24 protein-coding genes are annotated in these 23,631 nt (G+C 66.1%); 17 read left to right on the top strand and 7 right to left on the bottom strand.

Annotated features, from left to right (window positions below):
• Positions 1 to 5 precede the first annotated feature (5 nt).
• The 5 genes from ACGLHS_RS08030 to ACGLHS_RS08010 all read left to right on the top strand — a co-directional run bounded on the left by ACGLHS_RS08030 (position 6) and on the right by ACGLHS_RS08010 (position 5,569).
• A complete protein-coding gene (locus ACGLHS_RS08030) occupies positions 6 to 734 on the top strand; it encodes a heavy metal response regulator transcription factor (RefSeq protein ID WP_394478578.1) in 729 nt (242 codons plus the stop codon).
• Entirely contained in the window at positions 731 to 2,107 is a 1,377-nt protein-coding gene (locus ACGLHS_RS08025; protein ID WP_394478576.1) for a heavy metal sensor histidine kinase, read from the top strand. The genes ACGLHS_RS08030 and ACGLHS_RS08025 overlap by 4 nt, the downstream gene beginning before the upstream one ends.
• A gap of 208 nt (positions 2,108 to 2,315) precedes the next feature.
• Positions 2,316 to 3,254, top strand: coding sequence for a DedA family protein/thiosulfate sulfurtransferase GlpE (locus ACGLHS_RS08020; protein ID WP_394478574.1), 939 nt, complete (start codon positions 2,316 to 2,318; stop codon positions 3,252 to 3,254).
• 109 nt (positions 3,255 to 3,363) lie between these two features.
• Entirely contained in the window at positions 3,364 to 4,650 is a 1,287-nt protein-coding gene (locus tag ACGLHS_RS08015) for an MFS transporter (protein ID WP_394478572.1), read from the top strand.
• A 40-nt stretch (positions 4,651 to 4,690) separates the two neighbouring features.
• Complete coding sequence (locus tag ACGLHS_RS08010; protein ID WP_394478570.1) at positions 4,691 to 5,569, top strand: DUF4272 domain-containing protein; 879 nt, start codon at positions 4,691 to 4,693, stop codon at positions 5,567 to 5,569.
• Positions 5,570 to 5,596: 27 nt separating this feature from the next.
• Here the strand turns inward: ACGLHS_RS08010 and ACGLHS_RS08005 are convergent, their stop codons facing one another.
• Complete coding sequence (locus ACGLHS_RS08005; RefSeq protein ID WP_394478568.1) at positions 5,597 to 6,496, bottom strand: LysR family transcriptional regulator; 900 nt, start codon at positions 6,494 to 6,496, stop codon at positions 5,597 to 5,599.
• A gap of 171 nt (positions 6,497 to 6,667) precedes the next feature.
• Between ACGLHS_RS08005 and ACGLHS_RS08000 the strand changes: the two genes are divergently transcribed.
• The 5 genes from ACGLHS_RS08000 (at position 6,668) to ACGLHS_RS07980 (ending at position 12,731) form a co-directional block, all read left to right on the top strand.
• Positions 6,668 to 8,035, top strand: a complete 1,368-nt coding sequence (locus ACGLHS_RS08000) for an aspartate aminotransferase family protein (protein ID WP_394478566.1) — start codon at positions 6,668 to 6,670, stop codon at positions 8,033 to 8,035.
• A 5-nt stretch (positions 8,036 to 8,040) separates the two neighbouring features.
• Positions 8,041 to 8,928, top strand: coding sequence for a transporter substrate-binding domain-containing protein (locus ACGLHS_RS07995; RefSeq protein ID WP_394478564.1), 888 nt, complete (start codon positions 8,041 to 8,043; stop codon positions 8,926 to 8,928).
• Positions 8,929 to 8,960: 32 nt separating this feature from the next.
• Positions 8,961 to 10,334, top strand: coding sequence for a cache domain-containing protein (locus ACGLHS_RS07990; protein WP_394478562.1), 1,374 nt, complete (start codon positions 8,961 to 8,963; stop codon positions 10,332 to 10,334).
• Positions 10,331 to 10,996: a response regulator gene (locus ACGLHS_RS07985; RefSeq protein WP_394478560.1), complete on the top strand. Its 666-nt coding sequence runs from the start codon at positions 10,331 to 10,333 to the stop codon at positions 10,994 to 10,996. Before ACGLHS_RS07990 ends, ACGLHS_RS07985 begins: the two co-directional genes overlap by 4 nt.
• A 475-nt stretch (positions 10,997 to 11,471) precedes the next feature.
• Positions 11,472 to 12,731 carry a porin gene (locus ACGLHS_RS07980; RefSeq protein WP_394478558.1) on the top strand — a complete coding sequence of 420 codons (1,260 nt, stop codon included), beginning with the start codon at positions 11,472 to 11,474 and terminating at the stop codon, positions 12,729 to 12,731.
• Positions 12,732 to 12,876: 145 nt separating this feature from the next.
• On the opposite strand, the gene ACGLHS_RS07975 is transcribed toward ACGLHS_RS07980, so the two are convergent.
• Positions 12,877 to 13,233 (bottom strand): hypothetical protein, encoded by a 357-nt coding sequence (locus tag ACGLHS_RS07975; RefSeq protein WP_394478556.1) that lies wholly within the window; start codon positions 13,231 to 13,233, stop codon positions 12,877 to 12,879.
• Between the two features lie 204 nt (positions 13,234 to 13,437).
• Between ACGLHS_RS07975 and ACGLHS_RS07970 the strand changes: the two genes are divergently transcribed.
• Complete coding sequence (locus tag ACGLHS_RS07970) at positions 13,438 to 14,463, top strand: phosphotransferase enzyme family protein (RefSeq protein WP_394478554.1); 1,026 nt, start codon at positions 13,438 to 13,440, stop codon at positions 14,461 to 14,463.
• 97 nt (positions 14,464 to 14,560) lie between these two features.
• Positions 14,561 to 15,187: a DUF938 domain-containing protein gene (locus ACGLHS_RS07965; RefSeq protein WP_394478552.1), complete on the top strand. Its 627-nt coding sequence runs from the start codon at positions 14,561 to 14,563 to the stop codon at positions 15,185 to 15,187.
• Positions 15,188 to 15,223: 36 nt separating this feature from the next.
• Here ACGLHS_RS07965 and ACGLHS_RS07960 read toward each other — a convergent pair whose 3' ends face one another.
• Together ACGLHS_RS07960 and ACGLHS_RS07955 are read right to left on the bottom strand one after the other, a co-directional pair.
• Positions 15,224 to 16,420 (bottom strand): PrsW family intramembrane metalloprotease, encoded by a 1,197-nt coding sequence (locus ACGLHS_RS07960; RefSeq protein ID WP_394478551.1) that lies wholly within the window; start codon positions 16,418 to 16,420, stop codon positions 15,224 to 15,226.
• On the bottom strand, positions 16,417 to 16,977 hold the full coding sequence (locus ACGLHS_RS07955; protein ID WP_093238404.1) for a hypothetical protein: 561 nt from the start codon (positions 16,975 to 16,977) through the stop codon (positions 16,417 to 16,419). The genes ACGLHS_RS07960 and ACGLHS_RS07955 overlap by 4 nt, the downstream gene beginning before the upstream one ends.
• Before the next feature lie 211 nt (positions 16,978 to 17,188).
• Between ACGLHS_RS07955 and ACGLHS_RS07950 the strand changes: the two genes are divergently transcribed.
• On the top strand, positions 17,189 to 17,467 hold the full coding sequence (locus tag ACGLHS_RS07950) for an HU family DNA-binding protein (RefSeq protein WP_093238406.1): 279 nt from the start codon (positions 17,189 to 17,191) through the stop codon (positions 17,465 to 17,467).
• Positions 17,468 to 17,501: 34 nt separating this feature from the next.
• Here the strand turns inward: ACGLHS_RS07950 and ACGLHS_RS07945 are convergent, their stop codons facing one another.
• Entirely contained in the window at positions 17,502 to 18,929 is a 1,428-nt protein-coding gene (locus ACGLHS_RS07945) for an MFS transporter (RefSeq protein WP_394478548.1), read from the bottom strand.
• Between the two features lie 104 nt (positions 18,930 to 19,033).
• Here ACGLHS_RS07945 and ACGLHS_RS07940 point away from each other — a divergent pair, with 104 nt between their 5' ends.
• The 4 genes from ACGLHS_RS07940 to ACGLHS_RS07925 are packed head-to-tail and all read left to right on the top strand — an operon-like array spanning position 19,034 to position 21,725.
• Positions 19,034 to 19,945, top strand: a complete 912-nt coding sequence (locus ACGLHS_RS07940) for a LysR substrate-binding domain-containing protein (RefSeq protein WP_394478546.1) — start codon at positions 19,034 to 19,036, stop codon at positions 19,943 to 19,945.
• On the top strand, positions 19,942 to 20,787 hold the full coding sequence (locus tag ACGLHS_RS07935; protein WP_394478544.1) for an NAD-dependent deacetylase: 846 nt from the start codon (positions 19,942 to 19,944) through the stop codon (positions 20,785 to 20,787). The genes ACGLHS_RS07940 and ACGLHS_RS07935 overlap by 4 nt, the downstream gene beginning before the upstream one ends.
• 1 nt (position 20,788) lies before the next feature.
• Positions 20,789 to 21,175 (top strand): DUF4345 family protein, encoded by a 387-nt coding sequence (locus ACGLHS_RS07930; RefSeq protein WP_394478542.1) that lies wholly within the window; start codon positions 20,789 to 20,791, stop codon positions 21,173 to 21,175.
• Positions 21,176 to 21,230: 55 nt separating this feature from the next.
• Positions 21,231 to 21,725: a C40 family peptidase gene (locus tag ACGLHS_RS07925; protein WP_394478540.1), complete on the top strand. Its 495-nt coding sequence runs from the start codon at positions 21,231 to 21,233 to the stop codon at positions 21,723 to 21,725.
• A gap of 8 nt (positions 21,726 to 21,733) precedes the next feature.
• Here ACGLHS_RS07925 and ACGLHS_RS07920 read toward each other — a convergent pair whose 3' ends face one another.
• Positions 21,734 to 22,072, bottom strand: a complete 339-nt coding sequence (locus tag ACGLHS_RS07920) for a hypothetical protein (protein WP_394478538.1) — start codon at positions 22,070 to 22,072, stop codon at positions 21,734 to 21,736.
• Positions 22,073 to 22,288: 216 nt separating this feature from the next.
• On the bottom strand, positions 22,289 to 23,563 hold the full coding sequence (locus tag ACGLHS_RS07915) for an FAD-dependent oxidoreductase (protein ID WP_394478536.1): 1,275 nt from the start codon (positions 23,561 to 23,563) through the stop codon (positions 22,289 to 22,291).
• Positions 23,564 to 23,631 lie beyond the last annotated feature (68 nt).

Genomic DNA, 23,631 nt, shown 5'->3' with positions numbered 1-23,631 from the left:
ACGCCATGAAGATCCTGATTGTCGAAGACGAACTGAGAACCGCGGACTACCTCTCGAAGGGTCTGACGGAGCAGGGCTGCGCGGTCGACATGGCGCACAACGGCATCGACGGCCAGCACCTGGCGCTCACGCACGACTACGACGTGATCGTGCTCGACGTGATGCTGCCGGGGCAGGACGGCTTTTCGGTGTTGCGTGCGCTGCGCGCCGTCAAGCAGACGCCAGTCATCATGCTCACTGCCCGCGACCGGGTCGAAGACCGCATCAAGGGCCTGCACGAAGGTGCGGACGACTACCTCATCAAGCCCTTTTCCTTTCTCGAACTGCTGGCGCGCCTGCAGGCACTGAACCGGCGCGGCCGCAAGCAGGAGCCGATGCAGCTGCGCATTGCCGACCTGCAGATCGACCTGCTTGCGCGCAAGGCTTTTCGTGGGAGCGGTGGGAGCGGTGGCGGCAACACGCGCATCGACCTCACGGCCAAGGAATTCGCGCTGCTCGCGGTGCTGGCCCGGCGCCAGGGCGAGATCCTGTCCAAGACCGCCATCGCCGAGCTGGTGTGGGACATGAACTTCGACAGCAACACCAACGTGGTCGAGGTCGCCATCAAGCGGCTGCGCGACAAGATCGACGTGCCCTTCAGCCCGAAACTGCTGCACACCATCCGGGGCATGGGCTATGTGATGGAAGTGCGCGAAGCACAGGCGGAAACCCAGGGAGAGGGCCAGGCCCCGTGAAACGCTCCATCACCGCCCGGCTGGTGATCATGTTCGCGGCCGTGGCGCTTGCGACCTTCGCGCTGGCGGGCGTCGCGCTGCACAACGTGCTGGCGCGCGAGCTGGAGCGGCACCAGTACGAGGAGCTGGACACCACGCTCAAGAACCTGCAGTTCTGGATCAAGGCCATCGGCACGCCCGAGCGCTGGTCGCGCGTGCAGGCGCGCATGGACGCGCTCACGCCCGCCGACGGCAGCGTGCGCTTCTGGGTGCTCAGCGACGACCCACGCTTCCAGTACGGCAAGGGCCTGGCCGAGATCGATGGCCTCACGCGGGAGGCCAACGGCCACACCAGCATCATCGAGCTGCCGGGGCAGGAGCGGCCGTTCCGTACGCTGTCGGTGCACATCGATGCCAACGAGCAGCGGCCGGCCGTGCGGCTGATCGTCGGGCACAACACCGAGCCTTATGCGCGAACGCGCCAGGCCTTCCTGACCGCACTGGTCGCGCTCGGCCTGGGCGCGGTGCTGGTGGTGGCCTTTGCCGGCTACTGGATCGCGCGCGTGGGCCTGCGGCCGCTGGAGCGGCTGTCGAAGGAAGCGCAGGCGCTGCGGCCCAAGACGCTGTCGCAGCGGCTGCGCGCGGAGTCGCTTCCCGTGGAGCTTTCCGCTTTGGCCGAAGCCTTCAACGGCGCGCTGAGCCGCCTCGAGGAAGCCTACGGTCAGCTCGAATCGTTCAATGCCGACGTGGCCCACGAGCTGCGCACGCCGCTGGCCAACCTGATCGGCAGCACGCAGGTGGCGCTGTCGCGCCAGCGCAGCGCGGGCGAGTTCCAGGAGGTGCTGCAGGCCAACCTGGAAGACCTGGAACGGGTGCGCTCCATCGTCAACGACATGCTCTTCCTTGCGCGTGCCGACCGCGGCGAGGTGGCCACCGGGCTGATGCTCACGCCGGTGGCGCAGGAGGTGCGCAAGACCATCGAGTTCTTCGAGTTCGTGCTCGACGAGACCCGCACGCAGGTCAGCATCGAAGGCGGCGTGCTGGCCGAGGCGCGGCTCGAAAGCGCGCTGTTCCGTAGAGCCATGTCGAACCTGCTGCAGAACGCCATCGAGCACTCGAAGCCGGGCGCGCAGATCACCGTCACCCTGCGCGAAGAGATGGCCGCGACCTGGATCACCGTGTCGAACCCCGGCGCGCCCATCGACGAGCAGCATCTGCAGCATCTGTTCGACCGCTTCTACCGCGTCGATGCCGCGCGCAACGACGGCGGCGAGCACCACGGCCACGGCCTGGGGCTGGCCATCGTAAAGGCGGTGGCGAGCATGCATGGCGGGCAGGTGTGCGCGTCGAGTGCGGACGGGATGAATACCTTCGGCTTCAGCGTTGCGCATTAACGCGCTGCCCGGGCTTTCGCATTGCATGTGACGGCCGAACATCTCTTGCCGGGAGGCGATGCCACAGGCCCCGGCCAGGCTGGTTTTATTGCACCTCGCGAATGCCCGTGGGGCGGTACGTTCTTGGGCCATGCTGGAGAATCGCGGGTGGCATGAACCCCCTACCTCGTTTGCGAACTCTCTTCACCGGCCCGACCGAAAGGCTGTCATGGCACAGCTGATGTCGCTGCTGGTGCAGAACGCCATCCTGGTGGTGTTTGCCGCGAGTTTTGCCGCCCGCCTCGGGCTGCCGGTGCCGGCCGCCGCCGTGCTGGTCGTCACGGGGGCCTTGCTGGCGGCGGGCGACGTGTCGGTGGCCGGCGTGGTGCTCGCCGCGGTGGTCGCCAACCTGCTGGGCGACGGCGCCTGGTTCTATGCCGGCCGCCGCTTCGGCTATCGCTTCATGCGGCTGCTGTGCCGCATCTCGCTGTCGCCCGACTCGTGCGTGCGGCGCGGCGAATCGCTCATCACCGACTGGGGTGGCCTGTCGCTGGTGGCGGCCAAGTTCGTGCCGGGCGTGTCGGTGGTGGCACCGCCGATGGCCGGTGCGCTGGGCATGTCGGTGCGGCGATTCATCGGTTTCGACGTGGGCGCCGCGCTGGTCTGGACGGGGTTGTTCCTCGGCCTGGGCTGGCTCTTTCGCAACCAGATCCAGGAAGTGCTGGCCGTCATGGCGCAGGCCGGCGGCATCGCCACGGCCGCGCTGGCGGTGCTGCTGGTGGTGTTCCTGGCGGTGCGCTACTGGCGCCGCGTGGCCTTCAAGCGGCTGACCGGCATGCCGCGCATCAGCGTCGACGAGCTGCACGAGCTGCTGAGCGGCGAGCAGCCGCCGATCATCATCGACGTGCGCGGCAAGGCCGGCATACAGGTCGATCCGCGCCGTATTCCGGGCGCGCTGCCGTACACGCTCAAGGCGCTGCAACAGCGCACGCTCGACCTGACGCTCGACCCCGACCGCGACGTGGTGCTGTACTGCAATTGCCCCAACGAGGTGTCGGCCGCGCAGGCCGCGCGCGTGCTGCTGGCGCGTGGTGCCCGGCGCGCCTTGCCGCTGACCGGGGGGCTCGATGCCTGGGTCGCTTCGGGCCGCCCCACCAGCCTGCATTGACCCGCGCCTGCAGGAATCGGCCTGCCATGCTAAGGTGCCCGCCCCGGGTTAACCCTTGGTCCTCTTTCTCTTTTTCAGAGAGAGCCATCGCCCGCTACAGAGGCTCTCCGTGCCACTTCCCGACGCTCCCTTTCCCGATGCCGCGCAAGTGGCCCGAGCCGATGAGGCCCATGCCGCCAAGGCGGCCAACGACGCCGGCCACATCACCGGCCTCTCGCCCGCACTCACACTGGTCTTCGCCGTCGCCTGCGGCCTGTGCGTGGCCAACATCTACTACGCGCAGCCGCTGATCGGCCCCATCTCCGACACGCTGCAGTTGCACGCCGGCCTGGCCGGTTTGATCATGACGCTGACCCAGCTCGGCTACGGCGCAGGCCTGCTGCTGCTGGTGCCGCTGGCCGACGTGGTCGAGAACCGGCGCCTGATCGTCGGCGCGCTGTTCGGCGCGGTGATCGGGCTGGTGGGCATCGCGCTGTCGGGCTCGGCCGTCACCTTCCTGGCGGCGTCTTTCGTGGTGGGCGCATGCGCCGTGGCGGCGCAGGTGTTGTTGCCCTTCGCCTCGCATCTCGCCCCCGAGGCCACGCGCGGCAAGGTCGTCGGCAACATCATGGCCGGCCTGCTCGGCGGGATCATGCTCGCACGGCCCTTCGCGAGCGTGGTGGCGGCCAGCCTGGGCTGGCGCGCCGTGTTCTGGATCTCGGCCGTGCTGATGGCCTCGCTCATCGTCGTGCTGTGGCGCGTGCTGCCGCAACGGCACGCGCATGCGTCGGTGGGCTATGCGCGCACCATGGCTTCGCTGCCCGGCATCGTGTGGAACACGCCGCTGCTGCGTCGCCGCGGCCTATACCAGGGAATGATGTTCGCGGCCTTCCAGGCTTTCTGGACGGCCGTGCCGCTGGCGCTGGTGCATGAGTTCGGCATGGGGCAGGGCGGCATCGGCCTGTTCGCATTGGCCGGTGCGGCGGGTGCGCTGCTGGCGCCGGTCGCGGGCCGGCTGGCCGACCGGGGACTGACGCGGCCCGCCACCGGTGCGGCCATCGTGGTCGCGCTGCTGTCCTTCGTGCTGGGCGGCGTGTCGATGCACTTCCATTCGCTGGCCGGGCTCGTCGCGGCGGGCATCCTGCTCGACGGCGCGGTGCAGCTGTGCCAGGTGCTCAACTTCCGCAGCCTGTTCATGCTGGCGCCCGAGTTGCGCGGCCGTCTCAACGGCCTGTTCATGACCTTCATCTTCATCTGCGCGGCGATCGCTTCGGGCATCGCGGCGGCGGTGTACGCCTTCCACGGCTGGACGGGCCTGTGCCTGCTCGGCGGCGGCTTCGTGACCGTGGCGCTGCTGTACTACGGGACCGAATTCATCGGCCGCACAGCACCAGCCACCGCCACGTCGGGGCGCTGAACGACAGGGCCGTGATGGCCCCGCGCTTAGACTGCGCGCCATGAATTTTCTTCGCCGCTGGTGGGACCGGCAGAACGAACGCGACGCCTTCAAGAAAGGAATGATCGCGTTCAGCAAGCATTGCGTGGCGGCCGTGAAGCACCACGTGCCGCAGGCCACCAGGGTGCGCGCCCGCGCGATCTGGTACGGCGACCAGACCCGCGCGCGCGTGGTGTGGACCGACGGCAGCGGCCGCACCTGGCAATGGCCTCTCTACCTTCCCTTTCTTGCGTACCGGAAGGCACCCGAACAGCGCGAAGCCATCATCGAGCGTTCGTTGCACGCATTGCTGAAACCGCCCGACGACACCGGGGATGAAGACGACGAACAGCGCGTGCCCCGCACCGCGGAGCAGGTCGCGCAGCGGCTGCTGGCACTGGTCGCCGTGGTGTGGCGCGCCAACACCCGCGAAGAGATCGCGCAGGAAGGCATCGCATGGGCCAAGGCGCACGGCATCACCGCGTTTCTTTCTCCCAAGGAGCACGACTTCATCTTTCACGCGCAGCGCCCGCCGCAACAGGACATCACGAACCTCGGCTGGCGCGCGGAGGCCATGGTGCCGATGATCTGGGCCCTTGGCGGCTTGCCCGCGATGCCGCCGTCCAACGAGCGCAGCACAAGCTGGTCGAACCCGATGCTGCGGCGGGCCATGCAATCGCCAGCCGAATTCATCGCGAGCGCGGCACTGCGCCCGGCGGTTGCGGTGGAAGACGAAGAAGGCCGCCTGCTCGATGAGCACTGGCATGTGCGCGATGCCCAACTGCGCCGCCAGCCCGTGCCCCCGGGCCTTGACGCCGGCATCGTCATCGAGCGGCGCTATGCGCTGAGCTGGATGGTCGGATACGGCGACAACTGGGACGATGTGCCCACCGACACCTGACGCGATCCGAAGGAAAGGGGTTCGCCCTCAAAGCGCGTCAGGGGCGGTGCAGATGCGCTCCCACAGCCGCCCGACCACGCCCCGTGCGTTGACCCGCGACCGGTAGGCCACGATGCTCACTTCCACGTCCCAGGTGCCGTCGCCTACGGGCACGAGGTCCGCGAGCCGGCCTGAAACGAAAGAGCTGTCGGGCAGCCATGCGATGCCCATGCCCTGCGAAGCCAGGTCGCCCAGAACGTCCGTCATCTCGGCCTCGAAGGCGCGATAACCCACCAGCGGCTGGGACGACTGCTCGATGGCCGAATCGACCACGCGTGCGAAGTAGCCGCTGGGCGAATACATGAGCAGCGGTACCGGCTTGGCATGCGTGCCCGGCAGCGCGAGCCGGTCCGAATCGGTCAGCGCACGCGACGCATACGGCCGCACCTTTTCAACGCCGAGTTCATGCCGGTCGAAGCGCGCCATGTCGAGCTGCACCGGATGCGCCGCCTGGTGAAAGCCGATGAGGATGTCGGCCGAGCCCGCGTTGAACGCAGACACCGTGTCGTGCACGTTGCCCACTTCCAGGCTGCAGGTGATGTCGCCTTCTTCCGACCACTGCGGCCACCAGATCGGCAGCCGCGTGCTGACGAGTGCATAGGTCGAGGCGATCCGCACGTGGTTGCGCGATGGCGCGTCGCCGATCTCGGCCTTTGCGTCGGCGATCTGGTTCATCAAGCCCGTCGCCACCTTGCGAAAGCGCTCGCCCGCGGGCGTGAGCCGTGTCGGGAACGCGGCCCGGTCGATCAGCTTGGCGCCCAGCCATTGCTCCAGCGCCTGGATGCGGCGGCTGAATGCGGCCTGCGACACGTTGCGCATCTCCGCTGCGCGGGTGAAGTTCTGCACTTCGGCCAACGTCACGAAGTCCTGAAACCAACGAGTGTCCATCGCGAAATCTGCTCCTTGGCACACGCGGATTGCAAGCCGTGTGCCCATTCGTTTTTCGCATCGCCCATGCGTGCCGCGCATTGCGGCCGGATGCAAACTCGACATTGGACCGCAGGGCCGCTGCTCGCGACCATTCACGAATCCTCTCTTCACAACCTCAAGGATTCGATCATGAGCGAGCAACTTCGTGCGGCGGCAAAGCAATACATGGTTCGCTACGGCGGCGACACGTTCCCCAACCTGTTCCGCAGTGCCCGGGGCGCCATCGTGATCGACGACACCGGCCGCGAGATCCTCGACTTCACCTCGGGCCAGATGTGCGCCACCATCGGCCACAACCACCCGGCCATCGTGCGCGCGGTGCATGAAGCGGGCGAGAAGGCCTTCCACATGTTCAGCGGCATGATCCCCGAGGTCGTCGCCGAACTCGCGCAGAAGATGGCGACCGACTGGATGCCCGCGCCGCTCACCAAGTCGATCTTTGTGAACACCGGCTCCGAGAGCAACGAGGTCGCGCTTCGCATGGCGAAGATGTACACGGGCGGCTTCGAGATCCTGGCCGTGGGCGGCTCGTGGCATGGCGTGACGGGCGGCACCAGTGCCGTGTCGTTCGCGAGCGACCGCAAGGGCTATGGCGTGCATGTGCCCGGTGTGTTCGTGATGCCCGAGCCGAACGCCTACCGGCCCTACATCAAGGGCATGTCGGCCGAAGAGTCGGCGCTGACCTGCCTCGAACTCGGCCTGAAGATGTACGACATGGCATCGACCGGTCGCCGCGCGGCCATCATCATCGAGCCCATCATCAGCGCCGGCGGCGTGCTGGTGCCGCCCAGGTCGTACATGCAGGCACTGCGAAAGGCAGCGGACGATCGCGGCATGCTGCTGATCTTCGACGAGGCGCAAACCGCCTTCGGCCGCATCGGCCATCGCACCGCGTCGGATTTCTACGGCGTGGTGCCGGACATCATGTCGGTCTCGAAGACCATGGGCGGCGGCCTGCCGCTGGCCGCGACCGTCACCAGCCCGAAGATCGAACAGGACGTGTTCGAGAAGGGCTTCACTTTCTACACGAGCCACGTCTCCGATCCGTTGCCCGCCACGGTGGGCTTGGCCGTTCTCGAAACCATCCACCAGGAAGGCCTGATCGAGCGCGCCCGCACCACGGGTGCCTACCTGCGCGGCCAACTGCTCGACATGCAGAAGCGCTACGAGGCCATCGGCGATGTGCGCGGCGAAGGCCTGCTGCTGGGCGTGGAACTGGTTCAGGACCGCGAATCGCGCCTGCCGTACCACGAGCTCGGCGCCCGCACGACGAAGAAGTGCTTCGAGCTGGGCCTGAGCATGAACATCCGCCGCCGGCCCGAGCGTGGTTCGGTCTGGCGCATTGCGCCGCCGCTCACGGTGAGCAACGAGGAGATCGACCGCGCCACCGCCATCCTCGACCGCGCACTGCGCGAAAGCCTCGACGAGATCGCCCGGCCCGCGCCCGTGGTCCCTGCGGCCGCGAAGGTCTCCGAGCCCGCCGCAGTGAGCAACTGAACGCCATGACGACCAGGCCCCTTCTTCTCGGCGTCGTGCTGGCCCTTGTTTTCGCAAGTGCCGGCGCGCAGGACAACGGCACGCTGGCCAAGGCAAAGGCGGCAGGCACGATCACCATGGGTGTGCGGGAGGCGTCGCCGCCACTGTCGTACTCGCTCGGCACCGCCTACGTGGGCTACCACGTGGAGCTTTGCGAGCAGATGCTGACGAAGCTGCTGCCCGGCGTTGCCATCCGGCAGATGGCCGTGACCTCGCAGAACCGCCTGCCGCTGCTGCAGAACGGCACCATCGACATCGAGTGCGGCTCCACCACCAACAATGCCGCGCGCCAGCAGCAGGCCGCGTTCGCCAACACGACCTACATCACCGAAGCGCGCTTTGCCGTGCGGGCTGCCAGCGGCATCGCGTCCGTCGAGCAGCTCAAGGGAAAGACCGTGGTGACGACCACCGGCACCACGCTGGTCCAGCGGCTGCGCAAGCTCGAACAGGACAGAAGCTTCGGTATCACCGTGGTGCTGGCCAAGGACCACGCGGAAAGCTTCCTGCTGCTGGAAAGCGGCCGGGCTGATGCCTTCGCCATGGACGACAACACCCTGGCCGGCAACATCGCCAATGCCCGCAATCCGGCCGACTTCAGGATCGTGGGCAAGCCGCTGGGCATCGAACCCATCGCCATCATGTTGCGCAAGGACGACCGCGCCTTCAAGAGCGCCGTCGACGGCTATCTCGCCGGCGCCGCGGCCTCGGGTGCGCTGGAGAAGCTGTACGCCAAGTGGTTCATGGCGCCGATTCCGCCGAAGAACGCGGTCATCAACATCCCGCTGAGCGATTCGCTGAAGGCGGCGTTTCTGTCGCCGAACGACCGGCCTGCGGAGGCCTACGAGGACAGGTAGGCCGGCAAGCGGGGGTGGTAGCCTTGCCCCCGATGAACCTCCGCACCAAGATCGTTGCGCTTGCCGTGGCACCTTTGCTTGTCGCACTGGTGCTGGTGGCCTTGGCGGTGCGCCACCAGGAGCACGACCTTGCGCAGCGCGAGCGCGCGCTCATCGAGCGCAGCTACATGGCCCAGCGCCGCAGCGAGCTGCGCAGCTATGTCGACCTGGCGGTGAGCAACCTGCTCCCGCTCTATGAATCGGGCCAGGACGACGAGGCCACCCGCAACGAGGCCCTGCGCCGGCTGGCCGCGCTCAACTACGGCGACGACGGCTACTTCTTCGTCTACGACCTGGAGGGCAATTCGCTCATGCATTCGCGCCAGCCCGAGCTGGTCGGACAGAACCTCTGGGAGCTGCGCGACTCGCGCGGCCGCTACACCATCCAGGAGCTGATCAAGAGCGCGAAAGAAAACGGCGGCGGCTACGTCGAGTACGAATGGCGCAAGCCGTCGAGCGCGCAGATGGCGCCCAAGCTCGGCTACGTGACCGCCATGCCGCGCTGGAACTGGATGGTCGGCACCGGCCTGTACCTGGACGACATCCAGTCGACCATGGACACGCTCGACCGGCAGATGAACGCCAACGTCACCGCCACGCTGCTGTGGATCGCCGGCATTGCCGCGCTGTGCCTGGGCGTGGTCAGCGCTGCCGGCCTGCTGCTCAACCTGAGCGAGCACCGCACGGCAGAGGCCAAGCTGCGCCTGCTCGCGCGGCGCGTGGTGCAGTCGCAGGAAGAAGAACGCGGCCACCTTGCGCGCGAGCTGCACGACGGCACCAGCCAGACGCTGGTGTCGGCCAAGCTGCTGATCGAATCGGCCGTGGAATCGCTCGACCGCCAGCAGCAGCCCACACCGCCCGCGCTCGGCAAGGCGCTGCAGCGGCTCAACGATTCGTTGCTCGAGGTGCGCCGCATCTCGCATCGGCTGCGCCCCGCGCTGCTCGACACGCTGGGTCTGCCTGCAGCACTGGAGCGGCTGGTCGACGAGTTCAGGGAAGAGGGCGGTGCCGACGCGTCCATCATGCGGCAGGGCGAAGCCTTCGAGCTGTCGCCCGAAGTCAAGACCGCGCTCTTTCGCCTGACGCAAGAGGCGCTGACCAACGTGCGCAAGCACGCGCAGGCCCGCCACGTGCACGTGGCGCTGGGCTTCGACGAAGAAGAGGGCGTGCGGCTCGAAGTGAGCGACGACGGCATAGGCTTCGACATCGAGGCCGTGCAGCTCGACCCCCGGCGCGGCATCGGCCTGCGCAACATGCGCGAGCGCATGGAGTCCATCGGCGGCCGGCTCACGATGTGTTCCAACGACGGCCGCACGTCCATCCTGGCCGAGGTGCCGGCCCGCAGCGCGAAGCCCGAAACCACATGACAGCGACGACAGCCAACGATGCATCGGCGGGGCCGGCAGTGATCCGCCTGTTCCTGGTGGACGACCATCCGCTGGTGCGCGACGGCCTGCGCGCCCGGCTCAGCACCATGCCCAACCTGGAGATCGTCGGCGAGGCCGGCAGCGCCGCCGAAGCGCTTGCGCAGGTCGGCACCGTGCGGCCCGACCTGCTGCTGATGGATGTCGGCATGAAGGACATGAACGGCATCGACCTTGCGGCGCTGCTGCTGCAACGCCAGCCCGCGCCGCACATCGTGATGCTCAGCATGTACGACAACCCCGAGTACGTGCAGAAGGCTCTGCAGGTGGGCGCGCGCGGCTATGTGCTGAAAGACGCGCCGGCCGCCGAGATCGTTGCCGCCATCGAGGCCGTGTCGGCCGGCGGTACCTTCCTGAGCCCGGCCGTGTCGAAGAAGCTGTTTCGCAACCAGGAGCCCAGGCCGTTGCTCACGCCGCGCGAGAGCGAGATCCTCACCGCGCTGGGCCGCGGCGAATCGAGCAAGCAGATTGCGCGCGACCTCGGATTGAGCGTGCGCACGGTGGAGGCGCATCGGCAAAGCATCAAGCGGCGGCTGGGCATCGAAGGGCAGGCCGAGCTGATCAAGTACGCGGTGGAGCATGCGCGGGAATTCGAACGGCGCTGAGTTGCGCTGACCGTTCGCACTTGTTCGCGCGCCCATCTTGAGGCGATGCCCGTCTCCGTTGCGAGAGATGGGCGAGACGTCATTTCTTGTCCCCATCTTCCCGGTTCATTGCCGCTTCCGAAGAGATGCTTTCTCTTGCGGCGGCGCTTTCGCATCTCTTTCCCCTTCTTCGAATAAGGCAGTCATCAGTCTTTCAAATTTCGTGCGCCCGAAATGCGCCCGATTCGATTCGAAAAACAAATATCCGAGATGGCAAATATGTAATTTGAAGGTGCGAAAGATGTAATCCGAAAAATAAAACCGAAGGAGATGATTCAACGCAGATGCCCGGAAATCAATGCAGGCAGAAAACCTGAAATTCCAGCGCGCATCCGGATTTCATGGACGCCCGGAGAGGAGCGCCATGAAATCCGAAACAAGCGTCCGAAGTCACCGCCGAGGACGCATGAATCAAACCTTCAATTCGGGATCCGCAATGAAAAGAACGTTCATCGCCGTAGCAACGCTGTCCGGCATCGGACTGGCCAATGCACAAACATCCGTGACCATGTTTGGTGTCGTGGATGTCGGCGTCAGCAGCTATTCGTCCAAGTCGCAGGACATGAACCGGGGGACGTTGCTGAATCCGTTCTACCTGAACCAGGGTTCTCGCACCGCCAGCCGCACTGCCCTGAGCAATGGCAACTACGCATCGAGCCGGCTCGGCTTTCGCGGCACCGAAGATCTGGGCGGCGGAATGGCGGCCAGCTTCTGGCTCGAAGCCCCGATTTCGCCGGACGACGGCAGCACGGGCATCGCCACCTTCCAGCGCCGTTCCACGGTCAGCCTGTCGGGCGGATTCGGCGAGTTGCGCCTCGGACGCGACTACGTTCCCACGGCCTGGAACGACATCGTGTTCGATCCCTTCGGCATCGTCGGTGTGGGCCGCAGCCTGATCTTCACGGCGCTCAATACCAATACGCGAGGCGGCCCCGGCGGCTTCGGCGGCGATCTCAATTACAACCGTGCCAGCAATTCCATCGGCTATTTCTTTCCGCCGAACCTCGGTGGCTTCTACGGCCAGCTGATGTATGCGATCAACGAGAACACGAAGTACGACCCGGGCTCCACGACGCCGCCGGGCCTCAATGCCGCGGGCGGACTCAATCCGGGCACGGTCGCGACGGTGCGGGCCGGCCGGTACATCGGCGGCCGCGTCGGTTATGCCAACGGTCCCTTCGACGTGGCCCTGTCCTATGGAAACAGCACGACCGCGGACAGCTTCTATGTTGGCACCACCGATTCGGTGAAGACCCTGAACCTCGGTGCCTCGTACGACTTCGGGCCGGCCCAGCTGTTCGGCGAACTGTCGCGCGCCACGAGTTCGCGCAAGTACGCCACCACGCCTTTCGGCGGCGGCGTTCCGGACACCGATCTCACGGGCTACCTGGTCGGCGTCAAGGTGCCGGTGGGCGCAGGTCTGATCCGGGCTTCCTATTCGCAGGTCAAGTACGACCTCAACACTCCGGTGGGTCTTCCCTTCGGTGCGACGGTGGGCGATCCGAAGGCCAACAAGCTGGCCATCGGCTACGTTCACAACCTGTCGAAGCGCACGGCGCTCTACGCCACTGTCGCGCGCATCAGCAACAAGAACGGTGCCGCGCTCACGGTGGGTGGCCCGTCTTTCGTCGGCGGCAGCGCGTTCACGCCGAAGACGTCGACGGGCTACGACCTGGGCTTGCGCCACGCGTTCTAGCCATGGCCGATTCCGCAGCGCGATGTGTTGCGGAATCCAGGGTTTCTCCAAGGGTGCTAGAGGTAAGTTCCCTTTTCGGCCCGCGCATCGCGCGGGCCTTTTTTCTTGGCGCTCATTCCTTTGGGCCGTTGCCCCCGTGGCGCCGCTAGTGCCGGAACCAGATCTTGAGCGTCAGGTAGAGCGCATAGCCGAGGCCCACCACCATCCACAGCAGGAAGAACATGTTGGACCAGTACTCCGCCGCATTCGCGGCCATGGTGTAGAGCTGGCCCTGGCAGCCCTTGCCGAGGCACTGGATCTCGCGGCGAATCAGTGCGCGCAGCATGAAGAAAAGCAGGGCGCAAGCGATGCCCGCGCACATCAGGAAACCCACCGGACCCAACGGCCCCTTGACCAGCTCGCCGTTCTCGTCGCGAGGCCCCTTGCGAAGAAGATTCTGTCCGTACCGGTAGCAGACGAAGGCCAGGAGGAGCATCAGCGCGTAGTAGATGACGTGTCGCATTTCGTCGGTTGGGTTGTGGCGGGAGGTTGCGTCGCGACGGATGGTATCCGGCAATGGGGTGAGGGCGTTCGGCCATGTGCCGGCCGGCAATCGATGTTGGCCAGCAACGTCAAGATGGAACGCGAGTTCACAGCTGCCGCCAGAGCGAGTCCAAAATAAGCAAGAGTGCCCTGGCGAGGCTCACCACCGGACGAACAACGTGCCATGACCGATATCCCAAAAAACGATCCCGATCTCGTCCCCACCCACACGACTGCTGCGACTTCTTCCGTCGCGCTTTGGGTGGCACAGCACCATGGCGTTCCTGTGCAGCAGTGCAGTCTGATTCGCCGCGGCCTGAACGACAACTACGCATTGCGTTCGGTCGACGGAACCCGGTACGTAGCGCGGCTGTACTCGATTCGCCCGCGTGGTGACTTCAACGTTGATTTTGAAATCGCGCTGCTGGCGCACCTGGTTTCCAGGGGCGCCAGCGTGGCGGCGCCGGTGCTGGCGGTCGATGGACGCACACGTGTCCCACTGCAATTCCCCGAAGGGCCTCGTGCATTGGCCTTGTTTCGTCATGCCGAAGGTGTGACGCCCGATGCGCTCGACGAATTCGAATTGACCGGCCGCACGTTGGCCCACATCCACGAGGCGGCGCGCGACTACGCGGGCCCGTCAAGCCGCTATGTGCTTGATGGACATCACCTTGCCGGCAAGACCTTGGCCTACCTGAAGGCATACCCGGAGCTGGGTGAGGAGTTGTTGGAGACGTACAGCCGCCTGGTACAGCGTCTTGTTGAAGAACTGGCCGCAGCCGAGAGCGGGCTGACACGGGTCGTCTGCCATGGCGACACGCACGGCTTCAACAACCATGTGAGCACGGACGCCGCCGGCACCAAGAAAACCGTGTTCTTCGATTTCGACGACGCAGGCCCGGGCTTCCTGGCATACGACCTGAGCGTGTTGCCCTGGTCGTACCTGTTTCGCAAGAGCCTGAAGGAACCCGACGACGCGTTGCGCGAGCGCTGGACGCATTACCTGCGCGGCTACCGAGCGGGCGGTGGCGTGGTGAGCGAGCAAGACTTGGCCGCGTTGCCGCTGTTCGTGCAGCTTCGGCATCTGTGGAATCTTGGTGAGGCAGCCGGGCGGCTGCACCATTGGGGGACGAACTCGGTACCTCTGGACTGGCTGCACAAGCAGGTGGATGTGTTCGAGGCGTGGAGAGGGCTGGAGCTGCGCGCCTGACATCGTTGCAATGGAGGTGCCATTGCAGCGGCCGGCATCCGTCCAGGCAGCTTGGCCCTGCTACCCTTCCAACAGCCTCCATCCACACACAGCCACGATGCACGACCTTCCCCACAGCCCCGCCGCCGATCGCAACAAGCAGCCCATCCTTGAAGTGCTGACCCGCATCCTCGGCAAGCAGGGCGCCGCGCTGGAGATCGCATCGGGCACAGGCCAGCACGCAGCCTGGTTCGCATCGGCGGTGCCTGATTGGACTTGGCAACCTACCGACGCAGACGCCCGCATGCTCCCCGCCATTGCAAGCCGTGTCGCGGAAGCCGCGCTGCCCAATCTCCGGCCGCCGTTGCTGCTCGACGTGATGGCGCCTCAGTGGCCATCACAAGGTTTCGCGTTCGCAGAGAGCGAAGAAAAGTTCGACGCAATCTACTGCGCCAACATGCTGCATATCGCGCCGTGGGCGACATGCGCGGCCCTGATGCAAGGAGCAGCGCGGCATCTGCCTGCCGGCGGATTGCTGATCACATACGGGCCTTACTTCGAGGAAGAAGTCTCGCCCGCCCCAAGCAACCTGGCGTTCGACGAAGACTTGCGCGCCAGGAACTCGGCTTGGGGCATCCGTCGCCTGAAAGACGTGGCTGCGGAAGCGAGCCAGGCAGGCCTGACGCTGCAAGAGCGCCATGCGATGCCCGCGAACAATCTGCTGCTGGTCTTCGCCCACGACTGACTCACCATGGACCGGATGCCGATCCCGTCGACTGCCTCAAGCCTGGGGCTGAGGCTGGATCAGCGGCTCCAGTTCCGCACGCAGCCGCCTCACCGCGATTTCATGCGGCAGCGTTTGCGGGCCGCGGCCATAGGTCATGGCCTTGCGGATCAACCGCAATTGCTCGTGCTGCATCCGCCGCTTCAGGCGCCTTGCGCGCAGGCCGAAGGTCCAGCCTATTTCCATGCGGACCTTGTAGCGTTGCAAGGGGGCGCCCAGGCGGACCCATTCGTCGTCGCGGATCAGGTCGCGCTCGGGCACGAAGTAGGCCGCAAGCGCATGCAGGTAGGCGCCGTTCTCGCGCGCGGCAGCCCGCCAGAAGAGCCCGGCCGCGATCAGCACGGGGATGCCCTTGACCACGAGCAGCAGCGCCATCTCGCCGTAGCCGTCGTCGAAGAGGTCTTCGAGAAAGGGCGAGTTCCATATGAAGTGCATGGCCCAGGCCAGCGCGAAGCACAGGAAGGCGCAAGCGAGCCTCGTCACCATGCGGCGCTCGGGGTGCAGCAGGAACCAGGCGACACCGAAAGACGCGACGGCCGTGTAGGCCGCGTGGCTCCACAGTCCGCTCAGCAGCCCGCGCGTGAGCAGGTTGAGAAACACGGGGTAGACCTGGTTCTCGAGCGGAAAGTGGATGGAGGCGTTGACGGTGTAGCTCAGGTTTTCGATCACCTGAAAACCCAGGCCCGTCATGGCGCCGACGATGAGCACCGAGAGGTAGGTCTGGAACTGGTTGCGGGCAACCATCACCACCAGGATGACGCCGGCAAGCTTCAGGAACTCTTCGGTGATCGGCCCCGCCACCGCCGGCCCCCAGACCGCAACGAAGTCGGGCGACACGAGCTTGGCGCACAGGCTCTGGATGGCGATGTTGGCAGGCGCGGCGAAGTAGACCGCGCCGAGGCCGCCCCACGCAAAGGCCAGCACGAAAGCCTCCGGGGAATGCTGTTCGAGCAGATCCAGCGTGCGAAAGACAAGAAGAAACGCGAGCGTGTAGCCGCCCCACACCAGCAGCCCCAGCAGCACGGTGATGGGCACCACGCGGAACCCCGCCGCGAGCATGCTGACGATGTAGAACAAGCCATTGACGATCAGCGCCGCCAGCAACCAGAAGGCCGCGCGGCGCGGCTGGAAAAATGAATCGGTGCCGACGGGCCACGCGCTCCGGTCTTGTTCAAAAACGTCCGAACCACTCATTGCGGTGCCTCCAGGTCCATCGAGTCGAGCATGCGCCGTGCGTCATCCAGCGCATCGCTCAAGCCGTCGTTTGGGCCGTAGAAATCGATCTGCACCAGCGACCGGCGCCGCTGGTCCACCACTTGCCAGAACCGGCCGCCGAGCTTCGATCCGTAGTAGGCGAAAGTCTTGCCCTGCAATCCCCAGCCGGTGACGAAGTCGGACACATCGCCGTCGATCTGCAGGCCCTGGCCGCGCTCCATGAGCCGTTGCTGCCGCACGAGGGGCCCGTCAGGTCCGCCGGCCCACGGCCATGTGTTCACGAGGAATTTGTGCCCTCCCTTGAGGAGCAGCAAAGACTTGCCGGCCTTCGAACGCGACACGTCCATCTGCCATCCTTCGGCGGGCACGAACCGGGCCTGGCCGACGGCCACCGTCTGCCCTGCGTCCAATGGGCGACTGCCGGGCGTGTGGCGGTCCCAGAATGTCAGGCCGCCCACATAGCCCGCAATGGCGAGCAAGACCGCGAGCGCACCCGGCCAGGTGCGGTACGGGATACGGCGTGACGGCTCGAGCATCCGTCGATCGTGCCACACGGGCGCGAGCGCGCTGCCTTGGCCGAGGCCCGGTCCGAGCACGGCAAGACCCGGTCATCAATCACGATGTTTCAGTTTTGAAACGCCTGCGCCCGCCGATACGGTGCCGCGGGCGTTTAAATTCGGTGCCGGCGCGCAGCATGCGCACCGAATCCTCTCGACAACCCTTCCATTGAAGAAAGAACTCCTCGTTTTGAACAAGACCGAACTCATCGCCGCCATCGCCACGGACACCAACCTCAGCAAGGCCGATGCCGCCCGCGCGCTCGACGCCGCCATCGAAAACCTGTCGGGCGCCCTGGCGCGTGGCGAAACGGTGCAACTGATCGGCTTCGGCACCTTCGCCGTGGCAAGCCGCCCCGAGCGCTCCGGCCGCAACCCGTCGACCGGCGAGCCGATGACCATCAAGGCCAGCAAGGCCCCCAAGTTCACCGCCGGCAAGGCGCTGAAGGACGCGGTCAACGCGGCCTGATCGTTCCTGGCGGTATCCGCGTTGCCGCGGCCCCTCATGCTTTTGCGCGGATCAGCTGCGCAAGCAGGGTCAGCACGGCAAACGCCAGGATGACCGCCACGCCCGCATACAGCATCGACAGTTGTGTGCCGGGCAGGATCGCTGCGGTGACCACCGCGAGGCCGCAGGCCCCGCCCACCTGCAGCGAGCTGTTGAGCAGGCCGGCGGCGAGCCCTTGCTCTTCGTCGGCCACGCCGTTGGTGCCGGCCACCATCAACGCCGAGATGCTCAGCGCAAAGCCCACGCCCCACAACACCGACGCGGGCAGCAGCACGCCCCACAGGTCCGGCTCGGGCCCGATGCGCAGCATCAGCAGGTAGCAGGGCACGAAGGCCGAGAGCCCGACGAGCAGCACCCGGTTGACGCCGAACCTGCCGATGAGCGCGCCGATCTTCAGCCCGATGACGACCACCATCAGCCCCGCCGGCAGCAGCACCAGCGCCATCTGCCACGGCGTCCAGCCTTGCAGGTTCTGCAGGTACAACGCAATCAGAAACTGAAAGCCCATCGCGCCGCCGTACAGCAGCGCGGCGCTGATGTTGGCGGCCACCAGGCCCCGGTTGCGAAAGATGCCCAGCCGGATCAGCGGCTGCTTCGCATTGCGCTCGATGACGACGAAACCGACAAGCAACAGCACGGACAGGGCGAACCCGCCGAGGGTCCGCAGCGACACCCAGCCCGCCTCTTCCGCGGAGACCACGGTGAAGACCAGCAGCAGTGTTCCCGCAACCAGCGTCAGCGCGCCGCCAATGTCCAGCCGCAGCCGTTCGGTGCGCGGCGGGTCCGGTGGCAGAAAACGCAAGGCGGCCAACAGCAGCAGCACGGCCACCGGGATCGGCAGGATGAAGATGTAGCGCCAGTTCATGGCAGCGAGCAGGCCTCCGATCAGCAAACCCGAGGAGTAGCCCGACGCCTCGAAGAGATTGAAGATGCCGAAGGCCTTGTTGCGATGCGGTCCTTCGGCAAAGGTGGTGGCCAGCAGCGACATGGCGGCCGGCCCGGTGAACCCTGCGGCCATGCCCTTGATGAAGCGCGAGACGATGAGCAGGAACGCGTTGTCGGCGAACACGCCGAACACCGACACCAGCGCGAACACGGCCAGCCCGGTCACCAGCACGCGTCGCCGGCCGAACAGGTCGGCGCATCGCCCGCCGAGCAACAGGAAGCTGCCGAACGCCAGGATGTAGGCGCCGACAAACCATTGCGCGGTGCCCGCGCTGATGCCGAACTCGTGCTGTATCTCGGGGATCGCGACGGCAATCATCGAGATGTCGAGCCCGTCCAGCAGAATCACGCCGCTGAAGATGAGCAGGGCGACCCACAGGCGCGCGGGCCAGTGCAGGGCGTTTTCATGGGGGTCCACGGGGCTGCCCAAGGCCCCGCCGGCCGTGCGCTCTTCGCACGGGGTCGAGCTGGCTGACATTTATATTCACTCCATCGTTGTCAATCCGCACGATCATTCCCGGGGGCGAAGGCGTTGGGAAACGAGTAGTTCTCGACGAACCATCAAATGGAGCTTGAAGATCGATGAATCGCATGCTGCCGGGAACGCGCGCGCTCCGGACTTTCGAGGCGGCCGCGCGGCACCTGAACTTCACGCGTGCGGCCGACGAGGTCGGGCTGACGCCAGCGGCGGTCAGCTACCAGATCAAGGAGATCGAAGACCAGCTGGGCGTGGTGCTGTTCACGCGCACCAGCCGCACCATCCAGCTCACGCCGGCTGGCGCGGTGCTGTTCGAGGCAACGGCCGATGCGCTGGATACCTTGCAGCGCGCCGCAGGCCGCGCCCGGCGCATGACGCGCGGCGCCGCGCACCTGCGCATTTCGCTGAGTGCGAGGTTTGCGACCAACTGGCTGCTGCCCAGGCTTCCCCGGTTCCGCGCCGAGAACCCGGGCCTGGAACTGAGCTTCGACATCAGCGACGAGCTTCGCAGTTTCGACATGGACGACATCGACGTCGCGATCCGCTTCGGCACCGGCACGCACGAGCACGCGCGGTCCGACCGGCTGTTCGACACGGTGATCGTGCCGGTCTGCAGCCCGAAGCTGCTCGAAACCGGCCCCGGCTTGCAGGCGCCGCGCGACCTGTTGCAGCACACGCTGTGCTACGTGGACTGGAAGACCGACGGCATGGTCTGGCCCAACTGGCGCATGTGGATGGCCGCAGCCGGTATCGCCGATTTCGACGACAGCCGGTGTGTGGCGTTCTCCGATTCAGGCTTCGTGGTGCAGGCGGTCATCGAAAGCGGCGCCGTGGGCCTGGCCGACCTGGACATGATCGCGACCGATCTGGCGCAGGGCCGGCTGGTGAGGCTGTTCGACATCGGTGTGCCGGTGGCGCAGCCTTACGCCTACCACCTTGTCTGTCCGGAAAGCAGCAGCGAAGATCCACGCGTGCTCGCGTTTCGCGAGTGGATGCTCAAGGAGGCAGGGCAATGACGATTGACTCAGACACGCTCAAATCGATTGACGCGGCTGCGGTTCTACTTGCCGAGGCTGACGCCTTGATCATTGGCGCCGGTGCCGGTATGGGGGTGGATTCTGGTCTCCCGGATTTTCGGGGAGGAGCGGGATTCTGGAGCGCCTACCCGGCCTTGGCCCGGTCGAAGATTTCTTTCCATGACATCGCTTCACCCGAAGCATTCCGGAACGACCCGGTGACGGCCTGGGGCTTCTACGGGCACCGGCTCAACCTCTACCGCAAGACGCGACCGCACGATGGCTTTGCACTGCTCAAGTCGTGGGGAGAGAGGATGGAAAAGGGGTATAGCGTTTTCACGAGCAACGTCGATGGGCATTTTCAGAAAGCAGGATTTTCCGAAGATGCCATCTACGAGTGCCATGGGTCGATTCATCATCTGCAATGCGCGAAACCTTGCGGCCAGCAGATATGGAGCGCGGACGACTTCATTCCCGAAGTAGACGAAGCGGAGTGTCGGCTGCTCAATCTTTCGCCCGCATGTCCTCGTTGCGCAGGCTTGGCCCGACCGAACGTCATGATGTTCAGCGACTTCGAATGGCGAGAAGGCCGCGAACAGGCGCAGGCGACACGGATGCATGCGTGGTTGGCCTCGGTGCGCCGTCCTGTGGTGATTGAAATCGGTGCGGGTACGGCAATCCCATCGGTCAGATCCTTCAGTCACAACGTCGTGGGGCGATTCGATGGTCGGCTGATTCGCATCAACCCCCGCGAGTTTGATGTCCCGACCTCACGCGATGTCGCGCTCCCGATGGGGGCGATGAGAGCCTTGAGTCTTCTTGCGAATGCATTGGAGCACTGACATGTCATCTGAAGTCCCGCTCAGCGCCAGCCAGGTTGTCGTCCAGATATGCTTGTTCTTGGTGGCCGCCATCGCCATTTTTGGCGGCGGTCTCCAGATGTACCTGGGGCAGCCTGAAACCTCGCCGCGCTACGACAACGTGCACAGGTTCATGGCAGGGGTCTATCTGTCGACAGGCCTCATCTGCCTCTGGGCTGCGTTCACGATCCGCCAGCAAGGCGATCTTGTCTATCTCCTTGCACTCGGTGTGTTGCTTGCTGGTTGCGGGCGCTTGTTGTCCATCAGAACGGTGGGCCTTCCCAAGCCTGCAGCTGTCTGGTTGGGGTACCTGATTCCCGAGCTTCTTATTCCTTTCGTGATGGCCGGTGCTCACTACGCACGCCACTAGCAGGCCCCAGACTCGCGCTAGAGTCCGCCCACGTCCACAAGACCCGCCACGCCACATGCCTGTGCTTCAACAACAACTGCTTCGATGGCTCCCGATCGGGGCCTGCCTTCTGGTGTTGGGCTGTGCGAGCCCGCCGGCACCGCCGCCTTCATCTTCCGCACCCGTCATGTCTTCGCTGACGCCCGACCAGGCGAACGGCATCGCGATCCATGCGCTGGGGCTGGTCGGCACGCCGTATCGCTATGGCGGCAACACGCCCGAAGGCGGCTTCGACTGCAGCGGGCTCATCGGCTATGTGTACCGCAGCAGCGTGGGGCAGGTGCCGCCGCGCACGGTGGCGCGCATGGCGGGCTTCGGCCGGCCGGTGGCGATGTCGGAGATCCGCACCGGCGACCTGGTGCTCTTCGGCCCGTCCACGCCGTCGCATGCGGGCATCTACGTGGGCAGCGGGCGATTCGTGCATGCGCCTTCGACCGGGGGCGAGGTGCGGCTCGATCGGCTGGATGGCGTGTACTGGTCGCGACAGGCGATGCAGGCGCGGCGGCCCTGAGCGGCCGCTCAGTCCTCGAGGTCGTGCTGCTTTCTCTTGCGCCAGGCGTTGCGTTCGTCGATGGCGCGTGCCGCCTTGCATGCCGGTCGCGCAGCGGTGGCTTCGCTGCGCTTCAAGGGCTGCCAGTCGCTGGGGCTTTCCGCCCGCGACAGGCTGAGCCATTCGGCCCCGCAATGAGCGCATGAGGCCACGAGCACGTCGCGCCCGCAGTGGCGTCCGACGCGCGTCTGTTCTCCGAGCGCGGGCGTGCCGCAGCACGACCAGAAGAGGGTCATGTCGGGCCGCGCCCGGGTCTGCCTGACCCACGACGCGGCGGCGCGATACCAGAGCGTTGCGTTCAACACCATGTCAAGCCTTGCCCGCATTGCGGCGCGGTGCGTCGAGCCCGCGGGCGCGCACCCATGTTTCAGCCGAGACGATCCACACGGCCGCGATGACGGCCAACCACACGAAGTCCATTGCTCACTCGTTGCCTTGCAATGCAGCGAGTGTCCGAAAGCGCGCATAAAAACGGCGTTGAATGTTCACGCGGGCGCGTAAACAAGACATAAAGAAAAAAGTGCTCAGGCGCGTGGCGACTGCACGTGTTCGGGCCGCACGCCCAGGCCCACCGCGCGCGCGGGCAGCCTGCGCAGCAAGGGCCAGCGCGACAGCAGCCGCAGCGGCCAGGGCACATGGCCCGCCGCGCCCGAAAGCTTGCCGTCGAGCACGGGCATCAGCACGCGGTCTTGCACCATGCGCTGCACCGCCTGCGTCACGCGCACCGGCCATTCCCTTCGGCGTTGCAACTGAGGCAGCAGGTTGTCGATCTGCTTGCCGGTGGCGTTGCCGGCCAATGGCAACGACAGCAGGTTGGCGGCGGCCACCGCGTCCTGCACGGCGAGGTTGATGCCGACGCCGCCCACCGGCGACATCGCGTGCGCCGCATCGCCGATGCACAGCAGGCCGGGGCACGACCACGATTCGAGCCGGTCGACCGTCACTTCGAGCAGCTTCACCGCGTCCCAGTCGGGCAGGGCGGTCAGCAGCCTGCCCGTCAGAAAGGGGGCGATCCTGGCGATCTCGTTGTGGAAGGCGGCCATGCCCCTGCCTTGCAGCGTGGCATGGCCGCCCTTGGGAATCACGAAGGCGCATTGCCAGTAGTCGCCGCGGTTCAGCGTCACCAGCAGATGCCCGCCGGCGATGTGGCCGCCAGTGGCTTCCGGGTCACCGGGGACTTTGGGAAGGCGCATCCACAAGACGTCGATGGGCGCGCCGTAGCTGATGTGCGGCAGCGCGGCGGCATCGCGCAGCGTGGAATGGCGGCCATCGGCTGCCACCACCAGCGCGGCGTGCAGCTCGATGTCCTGAAGCTGGCCGCTGTGGCGGCCGCGCCGTACCTTCACGCCGGTGACGCGGCCCTTGTCCTGCAGCAGGCCGATGGCCTCGGCATCGGTCCATAGTTCGAAGCCGGGGTAGCGCCGCGCCTCGTCGCACATGAAATCCAGAAACTCCCACTGCGGCATCAGCACCAGGAACCGGCAATGCGAGGGCAGGTGCGAGAAGTCGGCCACGGGGAAGCTCTGGCCCTCGAAGGTGGCGCGCAGTTCTTCGATGCGGTCGTGCGGGCGCTGCAGGAAGTCGTCGAGCAGGCCCAGCTCGTGCAGGATCTCCAGCGTCGACGGGTGCACGGTGTCGCCGCGAAAGTCGCGCAGGAAGTCGGTGTGTTTTTCCAGCACCACCACGGGCACGCCGGCCCGTGCCAGCAGCAGGCCCAGCACCATGCCGGCCGGGCCGCCGCCCGCGATGCAACAACGCGGGAGCGTGGCGGCCAAAGGGGTGGCAAGGGGCGTGTCCATGGCTTCGATCTTTCTGCGCCGTCGGTGGCAGGGGCGTATGTTGCGGTCTGGTCCGGTTCGTGCGTGTA

This window comes from Variovorax sp. VaC1 (assembly GCF_043658315.1).
In the GTDB taxonomy this organism is placed as follows: Bacteria; Pseudomonadota; Gammaproteobacteria; order Burkholderiales; family Burkholderiaceae_C; genus Variovorax.
Note: the sequence above shows the minus strand (reverse complement) of the source record. Positions and strands in the feature narration are given on the sequence as shown.

Excerpts from the sequence above, each read along its gene's own strand:
- ACGLHS_RS08030 (WP_394478578.1), top strand. The coding sequence starts at position 6 with ATGAAGATCCTGATTGTCGAAGACGAACTGAGAACCGCGGACTACCTC.
- ACGLHS_RS08020 (WP_394478574.1), top strand. The coding sequence starts at position 2,316 with ATGGCACAGCTGATGTCGCTGCTGGTGCAGAACGCCATCCTGGTGGTG.
- ACGLHS_RS08010 (WP_394478570.1), top strand. The coding sequence starts at position 4,691 with ATGAATTTTCTTCGCCGCTGGTGGGACCGGCAGAACGAACGCGACGCC.
- ACGLHS_RS08005 (WP_394478568.1), bottom strand. The coding sequence starts at position 6,496 with ATGGACACTCGTTGGTTTCAGGACTTCGTGACGTTGGCCGAAGTGCAG.
- ACGLHS_RS08000 (WP_394478566.1), top strand. The coding sequence starts at position 6,668 with ATGAGCGAGCAACTTCGTGCGGCGGCAAAGCAATACATGGTTCGCTAC.
- ACGLHS_RS07995 (WP_394478564.1), top strand. The coding sequence starts at position 8,041 with ATGACGACCAGGCCCCTTCTTCTCGGCGTCGTGCTGGCCCTTGTTTTC.
- ACGLHS_RS07990 (WP_394478562.1), top strand. The coding sequence starts at position 8,961 with ATGAACCTCCGCACCAAGATCGTTGCGCTTGCCGTGGCACCTTTGCTT.
- ACGLHS_RS07985 (WP_394478560.1), top strand. The coding sequence starts at position 10,331 with ATGACAGCGACGACAGCCAACGATGCATCGGCGGGGCCGGCAGTGATC.
- ACGLHS_RS07980 (WP_394478558.1), top strand. The coding sequence starts at position 11,472 with ATGAAAAGAACGTTCATCGCCGTAGCAACGCTGTCCGGCATCGGACTG.
- ACGLHS_RS07975 (WP_394478556.1), bottom strand. The coding sequence starts at position 13,233 with ATGCGACACGTCATCTACTACGCGCTGATGCTCCTCCTGGCCTTCGTC.
- ACGLHS_RS07970 (WP_394478554.1), top strand. The coding sequence starts at position 13,438 with ATGACCGATATCCCAAAAAACGATCCCGATCTCGTCCCCACCCACACG.
- ACGLHS_RS07965 (WP_394478552.1), top strand. The coding sequence starts at position 14,561 with ATGCACGACCTTCCCCACAGCCCCGCCGCCGATCGCAACAAGCAGCCC.
- ACGLHS_RS07960 (WP_394478551.1), bottom strand. The coding sequence starts at position 16,420 with ATGAGTGGTTCGGACGTTTTTGAACAAGACCGGAGCGCGTGGCCCGTC.
- ACGLHS_RS07955 (WP_093238404.1), bottom strand. The coding sequence starts at position 16,977 with ATGCTCGAGCCGTCACGCCGTATCCCGTACCGCACCTGGCCGGGTGCG.
- ACGLHS_RS07945 (WP_394478548.1), bottom strand. The coding sequence starts at position 18,929 with ATGTCAGCCAGCTCGACCCCGTGCGAAGAGCGCACGGCCGGCGGGGCC.
- ACGLHS_RS07940 (WP_394478546.1), top strand. The coding sequence starts at position 19,034 with ATGAATCGCATGCTGCCGGGAACGCGCGCGCTCCGGACTTTCGAGGCG.
- ACGLHS_RS07935 (WP_394478544.1), top strand. The coding sequence starts at position 19,942 with ATGACGATTGACTCAGACACGCTCAAATCGATTGACGCGGCTGCGGTT.
- ACGLHS_RS07930 (WP_394478542.1), top strand. The coding sequence starts at position 20,789 with ATGTCATCTGAAGTCCCGCTCAGCGCCAGCCAGGTTGTCGTCCAGATA.
- ACGLHS_RS07925 (WP_394478540.1), top strand. The coding sequence starts at position 21,231 with ATGCCTGTGCTTCAACAACAACTGCTTCGATGGCTCCCGATCGGGGCC.
- ACGLHS_RS07920 (WP_394478538.1), bottom strand. The coding sequence starts at position 22,072 with ATGGTGTTGAACGCAACGCTCTGGTATCGCGCCGCCGCGTCGTGGGTC.
- ACGLHS_RS07915 (WP_394478536.1), bottom strand. The coding sequence starts at position 23,563 with ATGGACACGCCCCTTGCCACCCCTTTGGCCGCCACGCTCCCGCGTTGT.